At 59.3% G+C, this 20577-nt stretch carries 35 protein-coding genes and 1 tRNA gene; 7 read left to right on the top strand and 29 right to left on the bottom strand.

The genetic code is table 11. The features are described from left to right. Positions 1-2 precede the first annotated feature (2 nt). Positions 3-1133: a citrate synthase gene (locus tag FY156_06425; protein ID UXS01150.1), complete on the bottom strand. Its 1131-nt coding sequence runs from the start codon at positions 1131-1133 to the stop codon at positions 3-5. A gap of 79 nt (positions 1134-1212) precedes the next feature. Between FY156_06425 and FY156_06420 the strand changes: the two genes are divergently transcribed. Next, entirely contained in the window at positions 1213-2550 is a 1338-nt protein-coding gene (locus FY156_06420; GenBank protein UXS01149.1) for an acyl-CoA transferase, read from the top strand. 340 nt (positions 2551-2890) lie between these two features. Here FY156_06420 and FY156_06415 read toward each other — a convergent pair whose 3' ends face one another. The 3 genes from FY156_06415 to FY156_06405 all read right to left on the bottom strand — a co-directional run bounded on the left by FY156_06415 (position 2891) and on the right by FY156_06405 (position 5619). Continuing rightward, a complete protein-coding gene (locus tag FY156_06415) occupies positions 2891-3151 on the bottom strand; it encodes a hypothetical protein (GenBank protein ID UXS01148.1) in 261 nt (86 codons plus the stop codon). An 85-nt stretch (positions 3152-3236) separates the two neighbouring features. After that, the gene (locus FY156_06410) at positions 3237-4760 is read right to left on the bottom strand and encodes a D-alanyl-D-alanine carboxypeptidase (protein UXS01147.1); all 1524 of its coding nucleotides are present in this window, start codon (positions 4758-4760) and stop codon (positions 3237-3239) included. A gap of 148 nt (positions 4761-4908) precedes the next feature. After that, a complete protein-coding gene (locus FY156_06405) occupies positions 4909-5619 on the bottom strand; it encodes a hypothetical protein (protein ID UXS01146.1) in 711 nt (236 codons plus the stop codon). A 187-nt stretch (positions 5620-5806) separates the two neighbouring features. Between FY156_06405 and FY156_06400 the strand changes: the two genes are divergently transcribed. The 6 genes from FY156_06400 (at position 5807) to FY156_06375 (ending at position 8922) form a co-directional block, all read left to right on the top strand. Next, positions 5807-6073 (top strand): hypothetical protein, encoded by a 267-nt coding sequence (locus tag FY156_06400; GenBank protein ID UXS01145.1) that lies wholly within the window; start codon positions 5807-5809, stop codon positions 6071-6073. A gap of 28 nt (positions 6074-6101) precedes the next feature. Continuing rightward, positions 6102-6323, top strand: a complete 222-nt coding sequence (locus FY156_06395; GenBank protein UXR99977.1) for a hypothetical protein — start codon at positions 6102-6104, stop codon at positions 6321-6323. Positions 6324-6744: 421 nt separating this feature from the next. Beyond that, positions 6745-6933 (top strand): hypothetical protein, encoded by a 189-nt coding sequence (locus FY156_06390; protein ID UXS03043.1) that lies wholly within the window; start codon positions 6745-6747, stop codon positions 6931-6933. 87 nt (positions 6934-7020) lie between these two features. After that, positions 7021-7263, top strand: a complete 243-nt coding sequence (locus FY156_06385) for a hypothetical protein (protein UXR99976.1) — start codon at positions 7021-7023, stop codon at positions 7261-7263. A gap of 103 nt (positions 7264-7366) precedes the next feature. Further along, positions 7367-7456 (top strand) — tRNA-Ser (locus FY156_06380). Between the two features lie 161 nt (positions 7457-7617). Beyond that, the gene (locus FY156_06375; GenBank protein ID UXS01144.1) at positions 7618-8922 is read left to right on the top strand and encodes an integrase arm-type DNA-binding domain-containing protein; all 1305 of its coding nucleotides are present in this window, start codon (positions 7618-7620) and stop codon (positions 8920-8922) included. On the opposite strand, the gene FY156_06370 is transcribed toward FY156_06375, so the two are convergent. The 25 genes from FY156_06370 to FY156_06250 all read right to left on the bottom strand — a co-directional run bounded on the left by FY156_06370 (position 8919) and on the right by FY156_06250 (position 20558). Continuing rightward, entirely contained in the window at positions 8919-9116 is a 198-nt protein-coding gene (locus FY156_06370; protein UXS01143.1) for a hypothetical protein, read from the bottom strand. The two genes, FY156_06375 and FY156_06370, sit on opposite strands and share 4 nt — an antisense overlap. Beyond that, positions 9113-9373 carry a hypothetical protein gene (locus FY156_06365; GenBank protein UXS01142.1) on the bottom strand — a complete coding sequence of 87 codons (261 nt, stop codon included), beginning with the start codon at positions 9371-9373 and terminating at the stop codon, positions 9113-9115. The genes FY156_06370 and FY156_06365 overlap by 4 nt, the downstream gene beginning before the upstream one ends. Beyond that, positions 9370-9630 carry a hypothetical protein gene (locus FY156_06360; protein UXS01141.1) on the bottom strand — a complete coding sequence of 87 codons (261 nt, stop codon included), beginning with the start codon at positions 9628-9630 and terminating at the stop codon, positions 9370-9372. The genes FY156_06365 and FY156_06360 overlap by 4 nt, the downstream gene beginning before the upstream one ends. A 1-nt stretch (position 9631) precedes the next feature. Next, on the bottom strand, positions 9632-9868 hold the full coding sequence (locus FY156_06355) for a hypothetical protein (protein UXS01140.1): 237 nt from the start codon (positions 9866-9868) through the stop codon (positions 9632-9634). A 39-nt stretch (positions 9869-9907) separates the two neighbouring features. Beyond that, positions 9908-10462, bottom strand: a complete 555-nt coding sequence (locus FY156_06350) for a hypothetical protein (protein UXS01139.1) — start codon at positions 10460-10462, stop codon at positions 9908-9910. A gap of 3 nt (positions 10463-10465) precedes the next feature. Further along, on the bottom strand, positions 10466-11062 hold the full coding sequence (locus tag FY156_06345; GenBank protein ID UXS01138.1) for a hypothetical protein: 597 nt from the start codon (positions 11060-11062) through the stop codon (positions 10466-10468). Then, positions 11049-11894: a hypothetical protein gene (locus FY156_06340; GenBank protein UXS01137.1), complete on the bottom strand. Its 846-nt coding sequence runs from the start codon at positions 11892-11894 to the stop codon at positions 11049-11051. The genes FY156_06345 and FY156_06340 overlap by 14 nt, the downstream gene beginning before the upstream one ends. Next, positions 11891-12535 (bottom strand): hypothetical protein, encoded by a 645-nt coding sequence (locus tag FY156_06335; protein UXS01136.1) that lies wholly within the window; start codon positions 12533-12535, stop codon positions 11891-11893. Before FY156_06335 ends, FY156_06340 begins: the two co-directional genes overlap by 4 nt. Beyond that, positions 12528-12869, bottom strand: a complete 342-nt coding sequence (locus FY156_06330) for a hypothetical protein (protein UXS01135.1) — start codon at positions 12867-12869, stop codon at positions 12528-12530. Before FY156_06330 ends, FY156_06335 begins: the two co-directional genes overlap by 8 nt. Continuing rightward, the gene (locus tag FY156_06325) at positions 12862-13614 is read right to left on the bottom strand and encodes an adenine methyltransferase (GenBank protein UXS01134.1); all 753 of its coding nucleotides are present in this window, start codon (positions 13612-13614) and stop codon (positions 12862-12864) included. The genes FY156_06330 and FY156_06325 overlap by 8 nt, the downstream gene beginning before the upstream one ends. Further along, positions 13611-14531 (bottom strand): DUF5131 family protein, encoded by a 921-nt coding sequence (locus FY156_06320; GenBank protein UXS01133.1) that lies wholly within the window; start codon positions 14529-14531, stop codon positions 13611-13613. Before FY156_06320 ends, FY156_06325 begins: the two co-directional genes overlap by 4 nt. After that, positions 14524-14886, bottom strand: coding sequence for a hypothetical protein (locus FY156_06315; GenBank protein ID UXS01132.1), 363 nt, complete (start codon positions 14884-14886; stop codon positions 14524-14526). The genes FY156_06320 and FY156_06315 overlap by 8 nt, the downstream gene beginning before the upstream one ends. After that, the gene (locus FY156_06310; GenBank protein ID UXS01131.1) at positions 14883-15389 is read right to left on the bottom strand and encodes a hypothetical protein; all 507 of its coding nucleotides are present in this window, start codon (positions 15387-15389) and stop codon (positions 14883-14885) included. Before FY156_06310 ends, FY156_06315 begins: the two co-directional genes overlap by 4 nt. After that, entirely contained in the window at positions 15382-15807 is a 426-nt protein-coding gene (locus tag FY156_06305) for a hypothetical protein (GenBank protein ID UXS01130.1), read from the bottom strand. The genes FY156_06310 and FY156_06305 overlap by 8 nt, the downstream gene beginning before the upstream one ends. Next, positions 15804-16463 carry a hypothetical protein gene (locus FY156_06300; protein ID UXS01129.1) on the bottom strand — a complete coding sequence of 220 codons (660 nt, stop codon included), beginning with the start codon at positions 16461-16463 and terminating at the stop codon, positions 15804-15806. The genes FY156_06305 and FY156_06300 overlap by 4 nt, the downstream gene beginning before the upstream one ends. Further along, on the bottom strand, positions 16456-16854 hold the full coding sequence (locus FY156_06295) for a hypothetical protein (GenBank protein UXS01128.1): 399 nt from the start codon (positions 16852-16854) through the stop codon (positions 16456-16458). Before FY156_06295 ends, FY156_06300 begins: the two co-directional genes overlap by 8 nt. Beyond that, entirely contained in the window at positions 16851-17105 is a 255-nt protein-coding gene (locus FY156_06290; GenBank protein ID UXS01127.1) for a hypothetical protein, read from the bottom strand. Before FY156_06290 ends, FY156_06295 begins: the two co-directional genes overlap by 4 nt. Continuing rightward, entirely contained in the window at positions 17102-17626 is a 525-nt protein-coding gene (locus FY156_06285) for a hypothetical protein (protein UXS01126.1), read from the bottom strand. Before FY156_06285 ends, FY156_06290 begins: the two co-directional genes overlap by 4 nt. A 62-nt stretch (positions 17627-17688) precedes the next feature. After that, positions 17689-17859, bottom strand: a complete 171-nt coding sequence (locus FY156_06280; GenBank protein UXS01125.1) for a hypothetical protein — start codon at positions 17857-17859, stop codon at positions 17689-17691. Beyond that, positions 17856-18746, bottom strand: a complete 891-nt coding sequence (locus FY156_06275) for a hypothetical protein (GenBank protein ID UXS01124.1) — start codon at positions 18744-18746, stop codon at positions 17856-17858. Before FY156_06275 ends, FY156_06280 begins: the two co-directional genes overlap by 4 nt. Before the next feature lie 25 nt (positions 18747-18771). Then, the gene (locus FY156_06270; GenBank protein UXS01123.1) at positions 18772-19182 is read right to left on the bottom strand and encodes a helix-turn-helix transcriptional regulator; all 411 of its coding nucleotides are present in this window, start codon (positions 19180-19182) and stop codon (positions 18772-18774) included. Position 19183: 1 nt separating this feature from the next. Continuing rightward, entirely contained in the window at positions 19184-19396 is a 213-nt protein-coding gene (locus tag FY156_06265) for a hypothetical protein (protein UXS01122.1), read from the bottom strand. Next, complete coding sequence (locus FY156_06260; protein ID UXS01121.1) at positions 19386-19967, bottom strand: hypothetical protein; 582 nt, start codon at positions 19965-19967, stop codon at positions 19386-19388. Before FY156_06260 ends, FY156_06265 begins: the two co-directional genes overlap by 11 nt. Before the next feature lies 1 nt (position 19968). Next, positions 19969-20256 carry a hypothetical protein gene (locus FY156_06255; GenBank protein UXS01120.1) on the bottom strand — a complete coding sequence of 96 codons (288 nt, stop codon included), beginning with the start codon at positions 20254-20256 and terminating at the stop codon, positions 19969-19971. Next, entirely contained in the window at positions 20253-20558 is a 306-nt protein-coding gene (locus FY156_06250; GenBank protein ID UXS01119.1) for a hypothetical protein, read from the bottom strand. The genes FY156_06255 and FY156_06250 overlap by 4 nt, the downstream gene beginning before the upstream one ends. Positions 20559-20577: the final 19 nt, after the last annotated feature.

The following is a 20577-nucleotide window of genomic DNA, read 5'->3' as shown; positions in this document are numbered from 1 at the left end:
GGTTACACGCTCCCGCGATAACGTGCGCGCGGGCGGATGATTTCGCCGGTTTGCTGTTGTTCGATGGCGTGGGCGATCCAGCCGATCAGTCTTCCGGTTGCGAAGATCGTGAAGGCGGCATCGTCGGGTAGTTTGTGCACCAGGCTCAAGGCGGCGAGGGCGGCGTCTATGTTGGGTGGAATGCCGATTTCACTGGAGAGCGCCCAGACTGCGGCGACCGGCGATGCTGTCGCGCCGAGGCGGGCGAGGATGAGGCGTGCCCTTGGATCACCCTCCGGGTATAGCGGATGGCCGAAGCCGTAACCATAGGGTGACTGGTCGGCATGATCCTTGAGGAATGCCTGCATTTTGCCGCTCTCCGTGGCTTGCAGCGCCACCCGCGCCAGCGTGGCGACACCGCCGTGGCGCGGGCCGCTGAGTGTGGCGAGACCGGAGAGCAGGGCGGCCGGAAGGCTTGCGCCTGTTGATGCGGCGATGCGCACGGCGAAGGTGGACGGGTTCAATTCGTGGTCGCTCAGCAGCACCAGGGCACGGCGCACATCGTCACAGCCGGATGCATCCAGACCCCAGTTCTGCCCGAGACGCAGGTGGATCGGTCCCGATGCTGATTTACCGAGGAGGGCATTGGCGACAAGGGACATCAGCCTGCCGCCCTGTTTCGCAGCCGCATCCGGCTTCAGTTTCGGTGCCGCCGGCACCTCCCGGCTGAGAACCTCCAATGCGCGGCCGAGCGGACTGGGCAGGGATGACGCCACCTCGCTCTCCGGCGCATCGACCGCACTGACGGCCCACAGATGCACGGCCATATCCTCAAGCGTGAAATGCTCCGCGCAGTGTTCGATCGACAGGCCGCGCAGCCAGAGCATACCGTCGCGCACCTCTGAAATGGCGGTGGAAAGCACGGGCTCGCCCCATCTGATCGCCTGTTCGGCAATCTCCGCACGGGCGCGGGGACGTCGGTTCTGTTGCAGCAGGGCATCCACATCCGGGCGCGCATAAAGGCTGCGGCGCGCGTCCTCGGCATCCGCTTCGGCCCGCACCTGACCACGGCTGACATAGGCATAAAGCGTCTGCGGTTTGACGCCGAGCATCGCACAGGCCGTGTGGGCGTCGATCCAGTCAAGAGAATTCATATTGATTATATTGATCAAGATTTACAGCCGGTCAACTCGGCGGTCTCATGCGCCAATCATGCATTGAAGGCAGGCAGCGATGGAGGCGAAGGTGACGCAGGATTTCGACAGGGAGATCAACGAGGCGCTGGGGCGCGAATTTGCCCCTGCAGCAGAGGTGTCACGCAGCGGTGACGGTGAGTTACCGTCGTGTTTCCGGGTGTCCGATCTGGCGGAGGCCTCGGTGCGCGCCGCCGCAGGCGAGCTTGCGGGACTGACAGGTGCGCGGGCGGTTTCGGTTGACCGCCGGTTATCGCTGATGTGGTTCAGCATGAGCCTTCGCCCTGCCGGCTGGAGCCTGCCGTCCATATGGGACCCGATTGCCGGCGATTACCGCGCTGCCGATGGCTGGATCAGGCTGCACACCAATGCGCCGCACCACCGCCACGCCGCGCTGCAGGTGCTGGACTGCGCCGGCGACAGGGAGAGCGTTTCAGCGGCGGTTGCCGCCCGGAACAAGGACGAGCTGGAAGCGGCGATCGTGGCGGTGGGCGGTGCGGCGGCCGCCATGCGCAGCCTCGAGGAATGGAGGACGCATCCGCAAGGGCAGGCGGTGGCGGCAGAGCCGCTGATCCAGTGGCGAGACATCGGGCAGGGACGCAGGATCACCGGGGTCGCTGGCCTGCGGGTGCTGGACCTGACCCGCGTTCTGGCCGGGCCGGTGGCAACGCGGTTTCTGGCGGGTTTCGGGGCTGATGTGCTGCGCATCGATCCACCCGACTGGAACGAACCGGCCGTGGAACCGGAGGTGACGGTGGGCAAACGCCGCGCCGGGCTTGATCTGCACCGTGCCGACGACCGCCGCACCTTTGAAGCCCTGCTCTCAAAGGCCGATGTGCTGGTGCATGGTTACCGCCCCGGTGCGCTGGAAAAGCTCGGTTATGGCGATGAAGAGCGCCAGCGCCTGTCGCCCGGCCTGATCGATGTCTGCCTTGATGCCTATGGCTGGACCGGTCCCTGGGCGGGCAGGCGTGGTTTCGACAGTTTGGTGCAGATGAGCTGCGGCATTGCCGATGAAGGCATGACACGATCCGGCGGCGCGCAACCGGTGCCGCTTCCGGTGCAGGCGCTTGACCATGCGACGGGCTATCTGATCGCCGCAGCCGTGCTGCGCGCCTTGCGCCACGCGCAGGCAACCGGCACGAGGTTTTCCGCCCGCCTGTCACTTGCCAGAACGGCGGCCTTGCTGACGGGCGCCGGTGCCCGGCCATTTCAGGGATCGAAACTCGAGGACAGGGATGCCGATCTGGCTCCTGCTCTGGAACAAACATCCTGGGGACCGGCGAGGCGGCTGACTTTCCCGGTTCGCGTCGATGGCAGGGGACCGGAATGGGCGCTGCCGGCGGGCCTGCTGCGCATCGATGCGGCGCGCTGGTGAACACGCGGCGTCCTTCCTCCATCGACATGGCGAGAGCAGATCGCTTTCCTTCTGGCTTGCTCAGCCGCATTTCGTCAGCACAGCCGAAGATCGTTCCGGAGCAGGGCATTGGAGGGATGCGAGCGCCTTGCGCGTGCCAGCGGCTGCAAGTGATGTGCGTCAACGTCCTTGCAACGAACACCGCCGACCGCGACGACCTGATAACGATGGCAAGAACGCCTGACTGAGAAACGGGCCGGCAGGGCAGGTGCGCCATGGCCATTCCGGCTGAAAAGACAAAAAACCCCGCGGAACCGATGGCGCCGCGGGGTTTTGTTATTGCTGTTCGGACAGTCGCGTTTCAGCGCAGCTTCATGTGAATGGGCGCGCGGCCAGAGCGGCCGGAAATGTGAAGATGGATCTTCGCTTCCGGCTGGTTGCTGCGCCATGCGCGGGCGCCGTGGGAAAGCAGCAGGTTGACCAGATCACGCGTCTTATGCCGGGAACGGTTGAGGCCGATATCGGCAATGCGCATTGCGGCCTCATGAATGGGGTGCAGAACGGACAGGCTGCCCTGACCGTTGCCTGCTGCAATGTCCGAAAAATTCTCGTTGATTGCCATCTTTGAACGCCTCGTTACACAATACAAATTCGAGGGGATTTGAGCGGCGCCAAAACCTTGAGGCACCGCCCGTTCAGGGTGACGACTACTGTGCCGAGGCCCAGCAGCTTACGCCTTTCTTCTTCAACGCATTACACGCATTGACCGCAGCGTTCTGACCATCGAAGCCACCGAAGCGGGCGCGGTAGAACTGGGAGCCGTCCTTGTTGAAGGCGACGGTGAAGGGCTTGGCAGAGCGCAGTGCCGCGCCGCCTTTTTCCTGCGCCGACTGCAACAGGTTGCGGGCCGAGGTTTCGTCTGGCGAAGCGCCGATCTGAATGACCCAGCCGCTGGCCGGTGCTTCCATCTTCGGGGCAATGGCAGGCTTGGCTGCAGAGGCTGCAACGGACGCGGTGACGATGTTGTCGACCTTGGTGGAGTTGGTGATCAGGCTGCGATCCGGCGCAATCGGGGCGACGGGAACAGGTGCCTGGGTCTTTGCCTTCTGGCGGGTCGTTGCCATTTCCATCGCGTTGACAGCCGCGTTGGAAGACGAACCGGCAAAGGCGCTGACAGGTGCTTCATCGCCGTAACGGGCCTGCGGAACCGGGCCGGAGTGCGGCAGACCGCCAGCGGAGGCTGCGGCAACCGGTGCGGAAGGCACAGCGGCAGCAATGGCAACCGGTGCGGCTGGTGCAATCGGCTCCTCAATCGGCGCGGAACGCGTCTGGGCAATCAGGTTGGAGTTACCGCCACGCGAAGCCTGCGGCAGATAGGTGGCAACCAGCTTGCGCATGGTGGCATCACGGGCTGCGCTGGAACGGCCGCCGAGAACAACGGCAACGATGGAGCGGCCATCAAGCTGTGCCGAGGTTGCAAGGTTGGAGCCTGCAGCGCGGGTGTAACCGGTCTTGATACCGTCAACGCCCTTGACCGTGCCAACCAGACGATTGTGGTTGCCGATGACCTGCTTGCCGAAGGTAAAGGTGCGGGTGTTGAAGTAACCGTAATATTGCGGGTAGTGCTGGCGAAGGGCGATGCCGAGACGGGCCTGATCGCGTGCCGTGGTCATCTGCGCGGTGTTCGGCAGGCCATTGGCATTGCGGTAGGTCGTGCGGGTCATGCCGAGAGCGCGTGCCTTTGCCGTCATCATGCGGGCGAAACGATCTTCCGATCCGCCGAGATATTCGCCAAGTGCCGTTGCCATATCGTTTGCAGAGCGGGTGACCAGCGCCAGAATGGCCTGTTCAACCGTGATGCTGCCACCGGCGCGAACGCCGAGCTTGGAAGGCGGCTCCTTTGCGGCATTGGCCGAAACCGGAACCTTGGAGTCGAGAGAGATACGACCCGAGCTCAACGCTTCAAACGTAAGATAAAGCGTCATCATCTTGGTCAGCGAGGCCGGATAGCGCAGACCGTCGGGGTCTTCGCCATACAGAACCTTGCCCGTTTTCGCATCGATGACGATGCCGGCATACTTCGGTTCTGCCTGTGCGGTCTGAACGGATGTTGCGGCCATGAACGCCGCAGCAAGGGTCAACGCAACGAACCTGACGAAAGACTTCACACCCGCTTTGCGCACATGTGCTCCAGATAGAATTTTCAACACCGCTGAACTCTTCAATCGCATATTCATAATCCGCTCGGACACGCCCCGCCCGAACTCTATGGGTCGGAACTTTATCGAGATGGCGTTACCAAGTGGTTTATGAAGGGTATCCGGATTCCATAAAATGCGACTTTTCGAGCGCATTGCGGGACGGGGCTTCCCGCAGTATTCAGCCTTTATTGAGGCGGGCCTCGACATAAGTTTTCAGTGCCTGGTCGAGTTTTTGCCATTGCGGCAGGAGGCGTGCGGAAAAGCGGTAGAAGATGGTCAGGTCCTGACCGGCGCGAATATCCCGCTGGCAATCGTTTCCTGTTGATTCCTCGGGCTTTTGCGGCAAAAGGCAGCGCACCACGAAGTCGGTCTCGCTGTCACGCTTTCCAGTCAGAATGACTTCCTTGCCGTAACCGGAATCGGCTTTCAGGCGGTGCAGCATCAGGCCGTAACGCAGGGGCAGGGGCTCTCCTTCCGCCAGCCGCGCGTAGATCGGCAGGAAGCGGCCGGACATATCCTCCGACATGGTGCTGCGCGATATCTGTATGAAGATAAGGTCGGCCGTGCTGTCCGGATTATCAAAAACCTTGCGATTCGCTTCGCCATATCCGCCGAGATCCGGCCAGGTCAGATAAAGATCGACCCGGTCCGATTCGCCATCCTGGCGCTGCGCGGGCACGCGGATGGTGTTTTTGGCAAGCTGCAGCCTGTCATTGCCAATGGTAACGGTGACGGGATCGGTCGAGCTCGTGTGCCCGGCATTGAGGATCTGCTCGCCATACCAGCCCGCCGCAAACCACAGCGCCGCCAGAAGAACAAGGGACAGGGCTGCAAAAGCGGAGAGCACGAGGCGGAAACGGGAAGAGAAGAAGGGCGTTTCGTTCTGCATGGGCCCCTCAAGACGTCCACGGCGATAAAACTGTCCGGAAAGATCGACGCGACCGCAGCGGCAAACGCGCCTGCTGGCCGCAGAGGACATGGGATTCGGCCACTCTTTACTCTTAACGTCCGGCCCGAACCATTGAAATGCCCATTCGTCGCTGCTACCTGACCTTTGACAGTAAAAAGGACGGCAAATGGCAGCGCGCGACAGATATTCCCGGAAACTCGAATGTTCGAAGTGCGGCCACCAGGGTTTTGCCGAAGCCTCGGAACTGGATGACAAGCGTTTGCCGGATGTGGACTTCCGCATTGACGAGATGCCGAGGGGGTTTCGCGCCGAGCGTCCTTCCGGCAATCCTTCGGAATACATGATACGCTGCGCGCAATGCGGCAATATATTCCGCTTTCTGCAAAAGACCGCCTATGCACCGGGCGGCGAACCGCGTGCGAGAGCGCGCTGACACGCACTGAAAGAAGGGCAGGAGAAAGATGGCTGTCGACCAAGGCCCACCACCCCCGCCACGACCACCCCGCAAGAAAGCCATGTGGCCGTGGATCGTGCTGCTGGTTCTGACGCTGTGCGCAATCTATTCCTATAACCGGGCCACGGAAATCATCGCCGAGCTTTCCGATACGCTGCCGCCCGCCATCATCGACCTGTTCGAAGACCTGCTGCGCTATGACGGGCACCGTCCGGGCATTGACGTCTGAGGCATCTGGCGGGCTTGAAACACGCAAGCCCGAAATAAAAAAGCCCCGCGATAAGCGGGGCAAGGTTGATCGCTCGGGGAAAGTTGGGCAATGCCCGGGAGCGATGAATAATGAATAGCTCATTATGTCGTGGATGAGATAGGTCACATCCGTCCCAATCGGTACGCTTTGCTAAAAAACATGTCAGCACCCCCGACCCATCGGGCAGGGTAGGTTTGCGCGCCCGGCTATTTGCCGCTGAAAAGGGCGTTTTGCGGCGCTGCGCTGCGCAATTTCGTGCCACTATGATACAAAACTGTCTCACACCTTGATATATTAACTATCGCTTAATCAATGACTTGCGGAAGCAAGGCAGTAATGGCAATCTGCCGTCATGCAGCAAATTCAACCCCCACGTTTTGCAGTTGACCAGACGGCCCGGATCGCCGAATGCCGGGAAACGTTTATTGCTGCTGCGCGGGCCCTGATCGTCAATGCCGTGGCAAATGGCTGGCGGGAGGAAGAGGCGGCGCTGGCGCTAGCCGATGCTGCCGACGATTACGTTCTCTACCTTGCCTCGACACCCGTTTCGAACCGCAAGCCGGCCAATCAGAACAAGCTTCCCGCCTGAAAAACGCCTGGCAGATGCCGGCCCGTTTCCCTTGCATTGCAAAAATCCGACACCGTTTCCGGCATAAACCGTTGCAATGGCGACGGGATGGTCGCAGGTTTGCACGCGGCACCGGATTTGCCCGGTCGCCTCGAATTGCACACATTTGGACATATCATCACGCCCATGCGCAGACGAATGGACAAGTCGGGTTTGGTTTTTGTCGGGCTTCTGCTGGTACTGATCGCGATCGTGCTGAGCATCGCCTTCTTCGAAACCAGCCAGCAGATACCGGCCGTCCCCACGGGACAAGGCTCCCTCCTGCCACCGGGCACCACGCCGGGGCAATAAGCTCTCTGCAGATCACCGGTGGATTATGACGGGGCGGGGCGCATCATGGCGTTAGCGGGATTGACGGCTTTTTTCAAACCGCTATAAAGCCTCACCACTGCAGGGATGGGTGTCCGAGTGGTTTAAGGAACCGGTCTTGAAAACCGGCGTGCGTGAGAGCGTACCGTGGGTTCGAATCCCACCCCATCTGCCACATTTGTTTCCCATACGTTCCCTTTTGTTCCCGTTCGCCCTTGCGCGCCAACGCTCTTCCGGTTCATATATTCCCACTGGTTCCCATAACGTTCCGTACTATCCCGGTCAAAACCGGGTACGAAACCGGGTACAGGGCATTCAAAAACCGGGTACAAGGAAGTGGGCGTGCTTACCGACACGGCGATTCGAAAAGCGAAGGCTCAAGAGAAGCCTTACAAAATTGCAGACACCAATGGCCTGCACCTCCATGTCAGCAAAGCGGGTAACAAGACCTTCCGATATCGCTACGAATTTCTAGGCAAGGAAAAAACCCTCGTCATAGGCGATTATCCTGAGATGAGTTTGCTCGATGCGCGACGCGCTCGTGACGAAGCACGTCAGCTTTTGAAATCCGGCAAAGACCCATCCGCCCAAAAGAAGCTCGAGAAAGCGATTCAGCGATCCGATGCTGAGGCCACGTTCGCGGTCGTGGCAAAAGAGTGGTTTGAGTTGGCGAGCGTGGCCTGGTCGACAGCTCACGCGGATGAGGTCTGGCACACGCTTGAACGTGACGTGATACCGCACATCGGAGAGCTGCCGATCAAAGACATCGATGCTCCCATCGTTCTCGGTGTGTTAAGGCTGGTCGAAAAGCGCGGTGCGATTGAAACGGCGAAACGTCTCCGTCAGAGAATATCTGCAGTGTTCGTCTATGGGATTTCATCAGGCCGGGCGTCATCCGATCCTGCAGCCGTAGTGCAGGATGCATTGGCGCCGCTCGAGAAGGGTAGACACCCGGCGGTCACGACAGTTCCGGCGGTACAGAAAATCCTCAAAGACGTCTGTGCAACACCCGGCCGGCCATTCGTTAAACTTGGCATTCGTCTTCTCATTCTCACCTTTGTTCGGCCAGGAACATTGGCAGCAACGCCGTGGTCAGAGTGGGATGATCTTGACCCGGACAACCCCGTTTGGCGAGTTCCAGCGGCTCGAATGAAGCTCAAGAAGAGCAGAAAAGGCGACGAGAATTTCGACCACTTCGTTCCGCTGCCGCGTGAGGCGCTGGACATAATCGCTTTGCTGCGCCGGTTGACTGGACGAGGCAAGTATGTGTTCCCGAACACCAGGCGGCCAAGTGAGCCGATGTCAGCTAACGCGCTTGGCTATATGCTGAATAGGGCGGGATATTACGGCGATCACGTGCCGCACGGCTTCCGTGTTTCATTCTCGACGATCATGAATGAGCGTTTCCCGCTCGAGTATCGCACCATCGACCATATGCTCGCGCATACGCCGAAGGATAAGGTTGAGGGCACTTATAACCGCTCCCGGCATATAGACCGCCGTTGCGAACTGGCGCAGATCTATGCGGATCTAGTCTTGGATGGTGCCCCTTCGCTCGATGAATTCGTGAACGGACCTATCCGGATAAACAAAAAGGGGCCGAACCCGGCCCCTTCGAGGAAAAAGCGGATAGCGGCTTAATCGCCGCGAGACGCCAACTCGTCGAGACGGTCAAGCCTTTCTCGCATCTCATTGGTGAAACGCTTGACCATCGCCGGGTCAGCCTGGCGATGGTGATTTTCGGGGAGGGTGAGTGTATCGCCCGCCCATTTCGCTGCGTTCGTAGCGATGTAGGCGCACAATTGCGAGAAACGCGCTTCGGTGAACTTGCTCACGCTGCTTTCTCCAACTCATAGAGCGCATAAAACGGCATGTCGTTGCCGGAAGTAAAGTTTTCGCAACCACCGTCGTCGAAGTAATCGTCTGCATCTTTTCGGCAGGCTTCATGCCATGCGAAATTCTGGAAATGGCCGTCATAAGTAGAGCATTCTCTCACATACAGCGACCCAACCAAGACTTCATGGCAACACCAGATGCATCGGTGTGGGATGCGGGCCTTTGTAAGTTTTCGGCTAAGTAGGCTGTAACTCATTGGTCAGCCTCTCGAGCAACGATCATTTCGCGGGTTTCGAACATCGGATGCCCTAAGCGCGGCTGCCAGTTTCTCTCCCAATCCCTCAGATTGAAAATGTCGAACTGGATATCCCTACGGCAGTCGTCGCAATACCATTTGAATGAGCCATGGTTATACCAACGTGACGGGCCGCACTGACAAAGCGTACGGGCGCAGCTTCCGTTTTCTTCGCCTTTATCGGGCTTATCTGGCCCGTCATAATCTCCGTAGGCCATACTATTCCTCCCGAACCGGAACGGCGGCGCTGTCACGAAAGGACTGCCGGTACCCACAATCCCAGCCGTTGAGCCAGACGAGCTCCATCAAGGCCGAAACACCCCATTCCTTGGCTCTCTCACGCAGGTCTGCAGGCATCTGGCGATAGGCTTCCGAGACAATTGCCTGGCGCTCTGCAGCGATCTTTTCGGCGCGGAGCTGGGCCTGCGCAGCGTCGTCGGCGTCTTGGACCTCCATTAATTTCAACAAAATCGAATTCTCGTTGCGATCTCCCATTTACAATCCCTCTTTCACTTTCTGAAAAGCTGCCCGGATAAACCGAACTGCCATCCGTTTTTCGATTGGGCCATCAAGGCCGGTGTACGCGCTTCCCCACGTTTCGATGTCACGAGTGGCGACCTCAATCACCTCCTCGACAATCTTCGCCGCCTCTGCCTTTGCTCGGGCCTCGATGCGGTTTACCTGCACCTTCGTTACGAGGCCGACGACGCCGGTCATCTCAAATTGGAGGGGCTTGTAGGGGTGAGGGGTCTTTTTGAAATCGATAGAAGCGTGCTTGAGAAAGTTGCTCGCGAGGACGCGTGCGGCTTGGTCCTTGTAGAACCGTTCGGCACTAGCATCATCATAATCAGGCACGTCCAGCGCCACGCCCGCGATCTCGATGCGTTCGTCGGCAGCTTGCTTCCCGCAGCATTGGGGGCAAGGAAAGGTCTTGCGATCGATTACTGTCTCACTGCTCGAGGGAACACCGCTTTCGTTTACAAAAGTGCTGAGCGCTAGAGCGACCGGTACACATATGTATTTTGAGCCTTGGCATACGTCGCAGGTCAAAACTCAGCCCTCCTGCTTTGTGGGTGCGGCGGGGTTGGCTGACGCGAAAAACGCATCCCAAGCAAGCTGTTTGCGCTGCGTGTACGTCATCTTGACCACGCCGCCGACATAATGGCCGGCATCATCCCACCATTTCTCGAACTCGGACGGAAGGTCTCGCGCCACGTCCTGCACCTGTGCGGAGAGGGCGTTCTTTGCTAAATCCCAAACAACTGCATTACTTTCCGCAGGGTGGGCAACGATCCACTCCAAAGCCTTCACGGCTGGGGATGGCGCGGGAGGGGCCCCGCCCGCATTTGTCCCACCGTGCGAGAAACAGGGCGAAGCCATAAGATGGGGTTGAGGGTTGTAGGCCGGCGTCATCACAGTTCTTCCGTTGCCGTCTTGTCCGCACTTCGAGCAGTAGGCGATCGCATGGGTCAAGGGTCTAGCTGGATCGACCATCGCGAACCAATCGTGGTCACATGGCGGTTGCGCCGCAGATGCAAGGATGTACTCAACGCCTTCATCGCCCCATTGGTTGTCAGAGCACCAGCAGCGGTCTGGTGCGCCCTTTGGCTCGAGCCAAATGCGGGGGTGTTCCGTGTCAGTTGGCTTCATTGGTATTCTCCTGCTGGCTAGCGATATATGGCTGCGTGATAGCCTCAACTTGCGAGATGTGCTGACGAAGTTCGTTCAGCCACTCCTTTTGATTTTCGCCTCCGCGCCAGTTGATACATCCCGCCCAAGAGGCCAGCTCACGCGATGCTTCTGCGCAGGAGCGAAGGGATTGCACGGTCGACGATATTTCCGCCGGAAGTTGCTGCATGAATTCCATGGTGCACTTCTGCGAGATGAACGCACCAGTCCCGAGAGCGTCAGCGCATTTGCTAATTATCGCCCGCAGTTCGTCGTTTTCGCGGAAAACAGTCGCGCTGTCCGCGACGGCGCGCTCGTACCCATGCTCCTCTGCTGCGCGGAGCTGCTCGCCATGTCGAGACTGCTGCGCATAATAGGCCTTGGCGGCTTCCGTGCTCTCGTTGTGGATCGCGGCCCATGCGTCCTGCAGCTCGGTTTCGGCGCGATGGAGCGCGACGAGCAGGCTTTTCTCTGCGCCGAGTTTGATCTTGCAGGCAGGGTCGCTGCACTGATCCATACCGAAGTGAAGGCGGGCATCCTGCTCGGTCGTGAAAACCTCGTCGCAATGGAAACAGCGCCATCCAGTGGGGCGACTGAATTTCGCCAAACCCTCTCTGACAAGCACCTGCCAGGCGGCTTTGATCTGCCCCTGCACCTCGAGGTCGATACCCCGCAGCTCTTCGCCGTCATCGAACTTGGCAATGAAGTGTTCCGATCCGTGGGTGTCGAACAGCCACTTGATGACTGCACGACCACGGATGTCCGTGAAAATGGCCTCTACGATATCGAGCGCTGCCGAATCCTTGTCGCTCATGCCTTGTCCCTTTCGCGGTAGCGAGCGAGCAGCTTCTTGCCGGCCTCTTCGTCGATGTTGTCGAGCTGGCGCAGCGCCCAATTGAGCCCTTCGGCGAAACCGCTGCGGCTGCCTTTGTGGTACTCGTCGATGTTGCGCTGGACAGCCTTACGCTCCCGATCCTCGACGATCGTTGTAACGGTGACAGGGAACGCGCCGCGGGAATGCGGCTCTGCACTTTGATAGACGCTGTGCCCCGGCTCTCCGGACAACGGTACGGCTCGCCACCACTCATGGCGGACAACATCGGTGCTGCCGGGAAGACGCCGTTCCCAGCTCACGTAACGTTTGTCGTAGTAGTAGTCCGCGCCAGTATGCTGATTGACGGCTTCCGCGAAGGCGTGGCGCTCATGGTGTCCCTTCGCCCAATATCCCATCAGGCTACCGCCGTCCGACCCAGCTTCTCGCAGATCGATAATATCGATCTCTGGTGGGCGACGTCCGATAAAGGCCGTAATATGATCTGCCGCAGTTCGTATAGCCTCTTGGCAGGAGGGCTGAATGTCCGAGATACCGGCCAGGCTGCCATCACTTTCTAGGGTGATTACCTGTTCCCCGTCGACGCGGACCTCAATGGCCCAATGTTGATTTTCCTCAGCCAAGGCCGTTCTCCTTCATATAATCCTCGAGGCCGACTGGCTGCTCTGAGGCGGTAAAATAGTGGGTGATTGACGAGATGAGCTTGTCCCACGACTGCCTGTAGAAGCGGTCGATGGTTTGCCATTGCTCGAGCCGATCTGGCTGCGCGGGCTTTTGCTTGTCGAAGATGCGGTCGAGCTTCCGGCTTCGTTTTTTCAACGAATTCCAACGGGCTCGATATCGAGCGGGAATTGCCTTCCAGCATTTGCCGCAGATGATCCACGTCGAGCCCGGGTGTTTTTCCTGGGCGGCGGTGCGGCGGCAGGTGGGGTTGATGCAGGCGATTCGGTCAGTCATGGGCGGCAGCCTCCCAAAACCCTTTACCCGCCCGAATGAACGGACCGCGCTGCAACTCCTGCCGGATCTTTGCCTCTACGTTCCGGTTGCTGCGCGCCTTTGGGTGCCTAACAAGCGCCCTGTAGATTTCCGCAAGAGCGACCGGCCCGCGCTTCTCGGCCATGAACGCCGCCAACACCTCCCGCCATGTCTGCGCCACGCTGGCACCGGTCCAGAACCGAGGAAGGAGGAGGGGCACGAATTGGCCATCAATGCCACAATCGCCGAGCTGGACTGCGTTATCGAGACCGTAGGCACAAAGAACTGACGGCGCGCCGCTGTTTTTCGTCGCACGCCTCCCGTCAACCAGATGGAAATTGATGCGCCCGCGAAGGAACAGCAGCGCGGCTGCTCGCTCCCACACGAAACGGAAGAACGCATCGGTTTCGGTGCGAGCGAAGATTAACGCCACGCCGTCATCGTGATGAGCGAGACGGCCCAGCCACAGTCCAATAACGGAAGTGGAGTATGGCGGGTTCAGCCAAACCCGTCCGCTCCAAGGCTTCGTGAGCCCGTTATCCTCGACCGTGAGATGCCGTTTTGCAGTGGGCCAAGGCCTCACAACGGGCGAGCATGGGTCGAGGTCGAACGACGATGAACCACCAAGCGCGTCAATGATGCTCGGCGGCGTTAGCCATTCATCTGTTCGGGCGCGAGTGCTGTGGTGGCCACCGATGCCTGCGAAAAGTGGAGCAGTTTCGCTCATGCTGCGAACACCTCTGGAAACTGCAGGTATTCGGTGCCGTAGATCTCTCGGCCGGCGGCTTTCTTGCCGACGCGAACCATCACCACGGTGCCGAGATTGGTCATTGAGAACGCATTGTTCTCGCGTCGCAGGTTCATCATCGGGTAGGGCGCCATTGGCTTGACGCTGGGAAGTTTGCGCGCCACGTCATGAGGCACCCATTCGCCCCACTGTTTGAACAGGAACGGTACCGGCTTGCGCGGATGGCGGCGCATCGTGCAGGCGTTCTTGATCTCGTCTAGCCAGTCAGGATGCATCGGGCGGGCGTCCTTGCCGCTCTCGCCTCCAACTATCACCCAATCGATATGGTCCAGCCATTCAGCCTTGAGACGGGTGAGGCCGAGAAGCGGCTCCATGCTCAAACCGATCCACGGCAGGCCGAGACGCTGCTTGAGATCGATAAGGCGCGGGATATCCCGGTCTGCCTCGCGCTGGTTCGTGATGGAGAACATCAGTCCGATGTGGCGGGGCCAACGGTCCAGCCAGGTCTCAGGCACCATTTTGGCGACGTTCGCGCCGCGCTTTGTCAGGAAGATGATCTGCAGACTGGTCGCCCAGGCAGCCGCCTTGAAGAGTTCATGCCTCCATGTGTCTGCCACCTCGTTGTCGAAGGTGTCGGACATCGACTGCATGAACACGCGCATCAACCGGCCGTGCTCTGAGAAGAATGTGCGAGCGGATTTGTTATTCAGTCGGCGGATCAGAGAGGGAGCGCCTGCGATCCTGCGGCGAGGGGCATTTGGTCCCCATTCGCCGTTGCCACGAAAGGCGTTCCATGTCTCGGCGTAGCAATGATCGCACCCGGGCGAGACTTTGGTGCAGCCCCACCAGAAATTCACGGTGGCGTCGCACCACTCGATAGCGGAGGTTTCAGCCATGGACTGCCACCTTCCGCTGATGCGATTTCCATTTCAGATATTCGATGAAGGACATGCTGCCGTCGTAGTCGAGCCACGCCTGATAGCGCTGCTGCCCCCGTGTCAGCTTAGGAGGGGCTGGACTATGTTCCTTCACTGCGCGCTTACCGTCTTCTGTTACCCAGAAAGCGTCATCCCCGCCTGCGAGAGGATGGTTTTTACGAATCCCCATGTACCCAGCATCGACAAGCGCCAAGCAGTCAGCGTGATTTTTGCTGCCTTCACCTGTTACGAAGTGGTTGCGATAGGGTGTGCCGCGCCCGTATTCGTCGAGGCCAAGGGAGTGTTGAAGGATATTCAGTAAGGACGCCTTCATCGCGAATACCTCTTCTCGACAGAGGCGTGGTCGACGTCGGTCAATGCTGCCAAGGCGACCGTTAGAAGACGGAAGGATTCGGTGCCAAAACCTATCTGGTAATAGAGTCTGTCGTCGCGCTGTGAACGATTTAGCAAATAGCTGATTGCTTCGATCGAGTGCTTGATTTTCGCCTCGTCAGGAACGGCTTCTAGAGCTTTCTCAATCTCGGTGCCGTTCTTGGCCGATCGCACGATCTGCATCATGTCCAAGCATTTGCGGGCATAGGCGATGTCGTCGAATTCACTGTTTTCGCCGTGATAGGCCGCGTGTGTCCCGGCCATGACGCCGAGTGCCGCGGTGAGGGCAGCCAGCCCAATATGGTGAGCCTTCTCGGGCGTATCGACGAGTTGCATCACGGAATTGACGGCATCCCCGACGCGCTTCGTGGTCAACGAAACGAGATCCCTGTCCACCTCAGTGAAGGATTTGATGATAAAATCACGGTTGACCGGTTCAGTCATTGTTCGTCCTCGAGTGCAGAGAAAATGGCAGGGGCGCAGGCAGCACCCACAGGTGATACATGTCGGCGTCGTCGACGATTTCGGCTTGCGGCGGGTAGACTTCGACCGCGGTCGCCTCTGGACCTGCAATCTCGTTCTTGATGCGCTGCATCTCCGGCCACGTCGGGCGAACGCCGGAAAGCGAAGTGATAGCCAGGTGGCGCGTGCCATCGGGCAAAGTGCGATCAAGCACGCTGAACACGTTGTTCCGGTGAGCTATGAGTATGTCGGCGGTCCAGCCGTGGGTGTGGACGCTGCCGCGGGGGAACCTGAGCGTTTCCCACTTGCTCCATTTCCCGGCGCGGCGGGCGATACCCTCATCGCGAAGGATCAACCGGCGATTCCGGCGGGGCATGTCGTCGAAGGTGGAATAGCTCATGCTGCCACCTTGTCGACATTCGCGTTGATCGTGACGAAGGTGTACGCCACCACCCATGGGTTGGCGTCCCATGCGCCCTTGCCATTCACACGGTCCCAGAGGCTAGCGAACATTCGTTTCGGGCCACCGGGCCAATAGAAGCCGTCGATGTCCACATCGCGTCCGGCAACAGGAGCAATCGTCTGCTCAACGCCCTCCGCGATGGCATCATCGTCGCTGATATCCTGTAGACGCTCGATCCTTACGTCTTTCACGAGCAGGGTAATGCGTGACGCCCAGCGGGGCATAAAAATTGAAGGGCGCCATGGGTAGCCGCGGGCTTCGGCATCCAGATCAGCGCAAGGATCTGTCGCGGCATATCTAACGTCGCAAGCGCTGCTCTTCGTCGGCAAATAATCGCCGAACGACAACCCTTGCCACGTCTCGCGCACCCAAAGCTGGTCGCCGATACCGATGCGAACCTTCACCGTCTTAGGCTCGCCAGGCGGATAGTCGCTTTTTCCGAATACGGCACGCGTCTCTCCGACGCCTACGAAGCCGTGGAACTTATCCGAGTTTGCAGGCTGAGGGTTTAGCACCCGGCGCGTCTGTGTCTTGCGACCGGCCAATAGAGCGCGGACCATCTCGCCGCTGAATAAGATCGGGCGATCACTCATATACTTCCACCATCTTGTCGTCAGGGCTGCCGCCGGCGGCGATGTGAGCATCGAACGCAGCGCGAAGATCTTCGGGGCTCGATGGCTTCTCGTTGATAAGGTCGACGAACAGCTCAGGCTCGTTAAGCATCGACTGGAATGTCGGGGCGCACTCGTAGCAAAGAGGAGTGGCGCCAGCGTGGAATTGATCGCCAGGGAAAATTGGCGTGTCACAGGCAGTGCACAAAAAGGCATCGCCATTCACGCACTCGTCGACGACTTTCTGAAACGCAGTCTGAGCCTCGAGCCATTCCTGTTCGGTATGTGCGAGGAGCTGGTACCGCTGCTTGTCCAGCAGCTCGACGCGCTCATTTGCTTCGGCCCAGCGCTTGCGGAGATCTTCGTTCGTCATGCAGCACCTCCCTCCGCCTCTTGGGCAAGGCTGGCGAGCAGTGCCTCTCCCTCTGGAAGCTGACTGACCTCAATAGCTGTTTCGACGATTCCGGAGCGGAGGGCGCGGCAAAAAGCGAGATGGAATGCGTTGCACGTCATTGCGCCCCGCTGCATCTCCTCGAAATAGACTTTCTTCGCGATGTCAGATGCCTCGACAATCTTCTGACGGTGCCGCTTGATTGGGTCTCGACCGGTGACGCGATGGCTCATGCCGCACCGCCTTCCGCTGGTGCAGCATCGTCAATGGTGCCGATGATCGGGATGGCGTCTTCGAAATTGATGATGTGACCGCCATCACCATGCGTCCACGCGTCGTCCTGGACGATCAGCCACCCGTACTTCTCTTCAATCGCAAAGATCTTCGCTTTTGCGTAGCGCACGGTACTAACCAATGCGCCCACCTCAAACGGCACCTTCACGTCATGCGCCTTCACCCAATCAATGCACGCTTTCCGGTGCGCAGCATCGAGAGACAAACCATCAAGTATTTCGACGAGCCGAGCATCTGGTGCCCAACCGTGGCGGCGCGCGAGGTTCTGAGCATATTCATAGCCGTTCGTATCGAGGCACCTCAGAAGCGCCTCGCGAACGCGGCTTTCTTCGAATTGCGCGTTGTCCTGCAGCCATTCACAGACGTCTTCTAGAATGCCGTCTACCGCCGTCTCACGAACTGCATCGTCGTAGTAGCGCGGACGCGGGGGTATTGTGGGGGAAGTAGCTGTATTCGTCATTTCAAACTCCATGACCTGTTCGGGAAACCCCGCCCGAAGGCAGGCGGGGAAACCGGAGCGGGTCAGCGCTTGTTGAGATGCAGAGCGAGACGCAGGAGAAGAAGGACGAAGAAGCCAAGCACTGCGTCGATGATCCAACCTGTGAAAATCGACAGAACAACCAAGGCTGTTGCGGTCGTGAGAATGATCCCCGACGTCCGCTCTTTCGCCCACGCCTTTGCCCGGGCGATCAATTGCCGTACTCCGCTTTGACGGCCTGCGCTGCGCGAGCTGCTGCCTGGACAAAGGTTGTCAGGGTCTTGCTATCGATGCGGTCAGTGTTGACGAAGATGGCAGCGGGCCAAGAGATCGTGCTGCGCGACGAGAACCAGCCGCTCTGCAGGGAACGCGGGTAGGTACCTTTTGGGATATCTCGATATTCATAGAGCGGATCGCCCTTGATATCGGTGGCATCGTCGAAGTCGCGATCCTTTGCACCGGCCAACAGCACGGTGTCGCCATAGATCTGGTCGGCTTCATTGACGGTGCCGTTTTTCAGTCCGGCCGGCACGAGCATGCACGTTGTTTCGCCGCTCGAGACTGCAGACAGGGCGAGGGTGCTGCCTTCATTGCGAACCGGAACCTTCCCGTAGGATTCGTCTTCGGCAATGATGTTCTGCCAGATCAGCCAGGCACCGCTGCCGGGTTCGCCGATCGCAACGGAATACTTGGCTGGATCATCTGGCAGGTCAGAGAGATCATCTACGCCGGATTTTTTGCCGCACAGGACATGCAGGTATTCCCGGTGCAGAGTTGCCACCTGCCGCAGCTTCTTCACCTTGGCCGGTGACGAACGACTAACATAGACCGGGCCGTCAGGCTGGCCGATCATAGCGTCGCACGCTTCGGGGTTAGATGGGTCGAGATCGAGGACGCGCTCGAGGTTGTCAATCGTGCCTTCGGTCGGCACGTTGACGACGGTGAGCGATTTGCCCGCCATCTTCACCACGGCATCGCCAGCGGCGAAGTAGTTGCCGCTCTCAGCACCGGTGCAAAGCCGGATAGATGCGGCCTTGGCGTTGCTGGCTTGGCATGCCACGACGAATAGCGCCGCGAACATCAAAACAATCAATGGCTTCATAAGAAGTCCTCAAGTTGGAGATTAATTATTCGGCGCTGCGGTGCGCAGCGACCAGTTCGATCACGCCAAGAAGCTTGCGGCGGGCTTCGCTATCGCCGATCTTCATCCAGAGGCGGGCCAATCGCAGCCCGTCTGCGCGCTGCATGAACGTCAGCAAATCATCCTGATCGACGTTGCTGGAAACACCGTGCGACGGCACTCCATCAAAGAAGAATGCAGGGTTGGTCCCAAGTGCATCGGAGATCTGCTGCAAGCGCCCAGCTCCGATCCGGTTCATGCCCTTCTCGTATTTCTGGATCTGCTGGAACGTCACGCCGATGGCCGCACCAAGCTTCTCCTGGCTAATAGACAGGGAGTTGCGGCGGGCGCGTACCTTTGACCCGACGAATACGTCGACCGGGTTTGGCTTCTTTGCGTGCTGTGCTTTATCGAGCATTTCATTCTCCATTGGTGAGGCCCATGCGGGCGCTGTGGTGGCGATCGTATTCATCGGCTTGGCGCAGCATGGCGTTGCGCGTCGCCTCGATGTGGGTGAGGTGGGAACGGCCATGGAAAGACCGGTGCGCCCTGCCGATGAGCCAGCCGCCGCCGAATACGGCGATGGGAAAGGCGAGGCAGAAAAGCGCGGTGAGGGCTGGATCAGGCTGCACGCTCAAACTCCGGATATTGGATTTCCGGATGTTTCATCTTGCGGATGCTGCGCTTGTCGATGAGCTGCATGATGTGCATCACCGGGCCACGGCGATGCTGCTGGTGGAACCGGAACCAAGCAAAATTGTCTTTGCTGTCGTGTTCCGTCTCAGTGAACCAGCGCACACGCCCGATCGGCACGATGTCGGTGCACATCGGCATGAACTTCGCGCTCTGCAAGTTGAATGCGAAATCTGCCTCGAGAAGAAGCCAGGTCGGCGCGATCTTCATGAACCGTACCAGCATCGCCTCGAGGATTTCCCAAGTGTACGGTGGGTTCGTGATGATGGTGTCTGCCTTGGCAAGAGCGAGCCAAGGATCAGTCAGGGCGTCAACGCCGTCCTGAATGTCGCCGCTGTGGACGCAGGACAGGTCAAAGCTCTCAAGCCAGCGGATCAGCCGGCCATCAGCTCTGCAGGGCTCTGCAAACGTCTCAACTCCCTCCAAGAAGGGACGGAGCGGCAAAGCCGCCTCATAGGGCGTCAGATACATGTCGTGCTTGTTGCGGGGGAAGTTGGAATGCTTACTCACGTCAGTTCGCCCTCTCACCGTAGAGAGGGGCGACGATGGCGCCGATGACGTGATCTACGTCGACTGTGCTGAAAGCGTTGGCGTAGAGGTAAATCAACGACATCGCCTCAGCGAGGCCCGGGGTCGAATAGCCAACGGCAGCGCCGAGCCACCGCGGGGCCGCGCCCGGGTACAGATAGCTCAACGCCGTGTAAGCGATGAGCTGCTGCGTGACAGGTGATGTGGAACGATCCGACGCGGCGTAGAGCGCGATATGAGTGGCTTCTGGAAACTTCGGCAGCTCGCTCATGCCGCTTTCCCGAAAACGGCCTGCATCATGTCGATGCGGTTCTGCAGCAACAGGGTGTCGATCATATCCTGATCAAACGAACGGGTAGGCGCGCACTCCTGCCAGAGAATGACGTTCGCCTCCGGATCGCCCTCAGCCGCGGCGGTGCGCAGCTCGAAGCAATCCATAACATCGGGCTCGACGCGGCCATTCGTGGTACGGCCATCGTCGCAGATCATGGGGCTGTTGCAGGAGGAGCAGCAGTCAGGGAAGATGTTGAGGCGTTCGACGTTGCCGCAGCCGGTGCAGGTCCAGAATTTCATGATCGGCACCTCAACGGTT

Source organism: Agrobacterium tumefaciens, from assembly GCA_025559845.1.
In the GTDB taxonomy this organism is placed as follows: Bacteria; Pseudomonadota; Alphaproteobacteria; order Rhizobiales; family Rhizobiaceae; genus Agrobacterium.
Note: the sequence above shows the minus strand (reverse complement) of the source record. Positions and strands in the feature narration are given on the sequence as shown.

What these genes read in the sequence shown, in the direction of transcription:
- FY156_06425 (UXS01150.1), bottom strand. Translation starts at nt 1,133, where the DNA reads ATGAATTCTCTTGACTGGATCGACGCCCACACGGCCTGTGCGATGCTC.
- FY156_06420 (UXS01149.1), top strand. Translation starts at nt 1,213, where the DNA reads ATGGAGGCGAAGGTGACGCAGGATTTCGACAGGGAGATCAACGAGGCG.
- FY156_06415 (UXS01148.1), bottom strand. Translation starts at nt 3,151, where the DNA reads ATGGCAATCAACGAGAATTTTTCGGACATTGCAGCAGGCAACGGTCAG.
- FY156_06410 (UXS01147.1), bottom strand. Translation starts at nt 4,760, where the DNA reads ATGCGATTGAAGAGTTCAGCGGTGTTGAAAATTCTATCTGGAGCACAT.
- FY156_06405 (UXS01146.1), bottom strand. Translation starts at nt 5,619, where the DNA reads ATGCAGAACGAAACGCCCTTCTTCTCTTCCCGTTTCCGCCTCGTGCTC.
- FY156_06400 (UXS01145.1), top strand. Translation starts at nt 5,807, where the DNA reads ATGGCAGCGCGCGACAGATATTCCCGGAAACTCGAATGTTCGAAGTGC.
- FY156_06395 (UXR99977.1), top strand. Translation starts at nt 6,102, where the DNA reads ATGGCTGTCGACCAAGGCCCACCACCCCCGCCACGACCACCCCGCAAG.
- FY156_06385 (UXR99976.1), top strand. Translation starts at nt 7,021, where the DNA reads ATGGTCGCAGGTTTGCACGCGGCACCGGATTTGCCCGGTCGCCTCGAA.
- FY156_06365 (UXS01142.1), bottom strand. Translation starts at nt 9,373, where the DNA reads ATGAGTTACAGCCTACTTAGCCGAAAACTTACAAAGGCCCGCATCCCA.
- FY156_06360 (UXS01141.1), bottom strand. Translation starts at nt 9,630, where the DNA reads ATGGCCTACGGAGATTATGACGGGCCAGATAAGCCCGATAAAGGCGAA.
- FY156_06355 (UXS01140.1), bottom strand. Translation starts at nt 9,868, where the DNA reads ATGGAGGTCCAAGACGCCGACGACGCTGCGCAGGCCCAGCTCCGCGCC.
- FY156_06345 (UXS01138.1), bottom strand. Translation starts at nt 11,062, where the DNA reads ATGAAGCCAACTGACACGGAACACCCCCGCATTTGGCTCGAGCCAAAG.
- FY156_06340 (UXS01137.1), bottom strand. Translation starts at nt 11,894, where the DNA reads ATGAGCGACAAGGATTCGGCAGCGCTCGATATCGTAGAGGCCATTTTC.
- FY156_06330 (UXS01135.1), bottom strand. Translation starts at nt 12,869, where the DNA reads ATGACTGACCGAATCGCCTGCATCAACCCCACCTGCCGCCGCACCGCC.
- FY156_06325 (UXS01134.1), bottom strand. Translation starts at nt 13,614, where the DNA reads ATGAGCGAAACTGCTCCACTTTTCGCAGGCATCGGTGGCCACCACAGC.
- FY156_06320 (UXS01133.1), bottom strand. Translation starts at nt 14,531, where the DNA reads ATGGCTGAAACCTCCGCTATCGAGTGGTGCGACGCCACCGTGAATTTC.
- FY156_06315 (UXS01132.1), bottom strand. Translation starts at nt 14,886, where the DNA reads ATGAAGGCGTCCTTACTGAATATCCTTCAACACTCCCTTGGCCTCGAC.
- FY156_06310 (UXS01131.1), bottom strand. Translation starts at nt 15,389, where the DNA reads ATGACTGAACCGGTCAACCGTGATTTTATCATCAAATCCTTCACTGAG.
- FY156_06305 (UXS01130.1), bottom strand. Translation starts at nt 15,807, where the DNA reads ATGAGCTATTCCACCTTCGACGACATGCCCCGCCGGAATCGCCGGTTG.
- FY156_06300 (UXS01129.1), bottom strand. Translation starts at nt 16,463, where the DNA reads ATGAGTGATCGCCCGATCTTATTCAGCGGCGAGATGGTCCGCGCTCTA.
- FY156_06295 (UXS01128.1), bottom strand. Translation starts at nt 16,854, where the DNA reads ATGACGAACGAAGATCTCCGCAAGCGCTGGGCCGAAGCAAATGAGCGC.
- FY156_06290 (UXS01127.1), bottom strand. Translation starts at nt 17,105, where the DNA reads ATGAGCCATCGCGTCACCGGTCGAGACCCAATCAAGCGGCACCGTCAG.
- FY156_06285 (UXS01126.1), bottom strand. Translation starts at nt 17,626, where the DNA reads ATGACGAATACAGCTACTTCCCCCACAATACCCCCGCGTCCGCGCTAC.
- FY156_06275 (UXS01124.1), bottom strand. Translation starts at nt 18,746, where the DNA reads ATGAAGCCATTGATTGTTTTGATGTTCGCGGCGCTATTCGTCGTGGCA.
- FY156_06270 (UXS01123.1), bottom strand. Translation starts at nt 19,182, where the DNA reads ATGCTCGATAAAGCACAGCACGCAAAGAAGCCAAACCCGGTCGACGTA.
- FY156_06255 (UXS01120.1), bottom strand. Translation starts at nt 20,256, where the DNA reads ATGAGCGAGCTGCCGAAGTTTCCAGAAGCCACTCATATCGCGCTCTAC.
- FY156_06250 (UXS01119.1), bottom strand. Translation starts at nt 20,558, where the DNA reads ATGAAATTCTGGACCTGCACCGGCTGCGGCAACGTCGAACGCCTCAAC.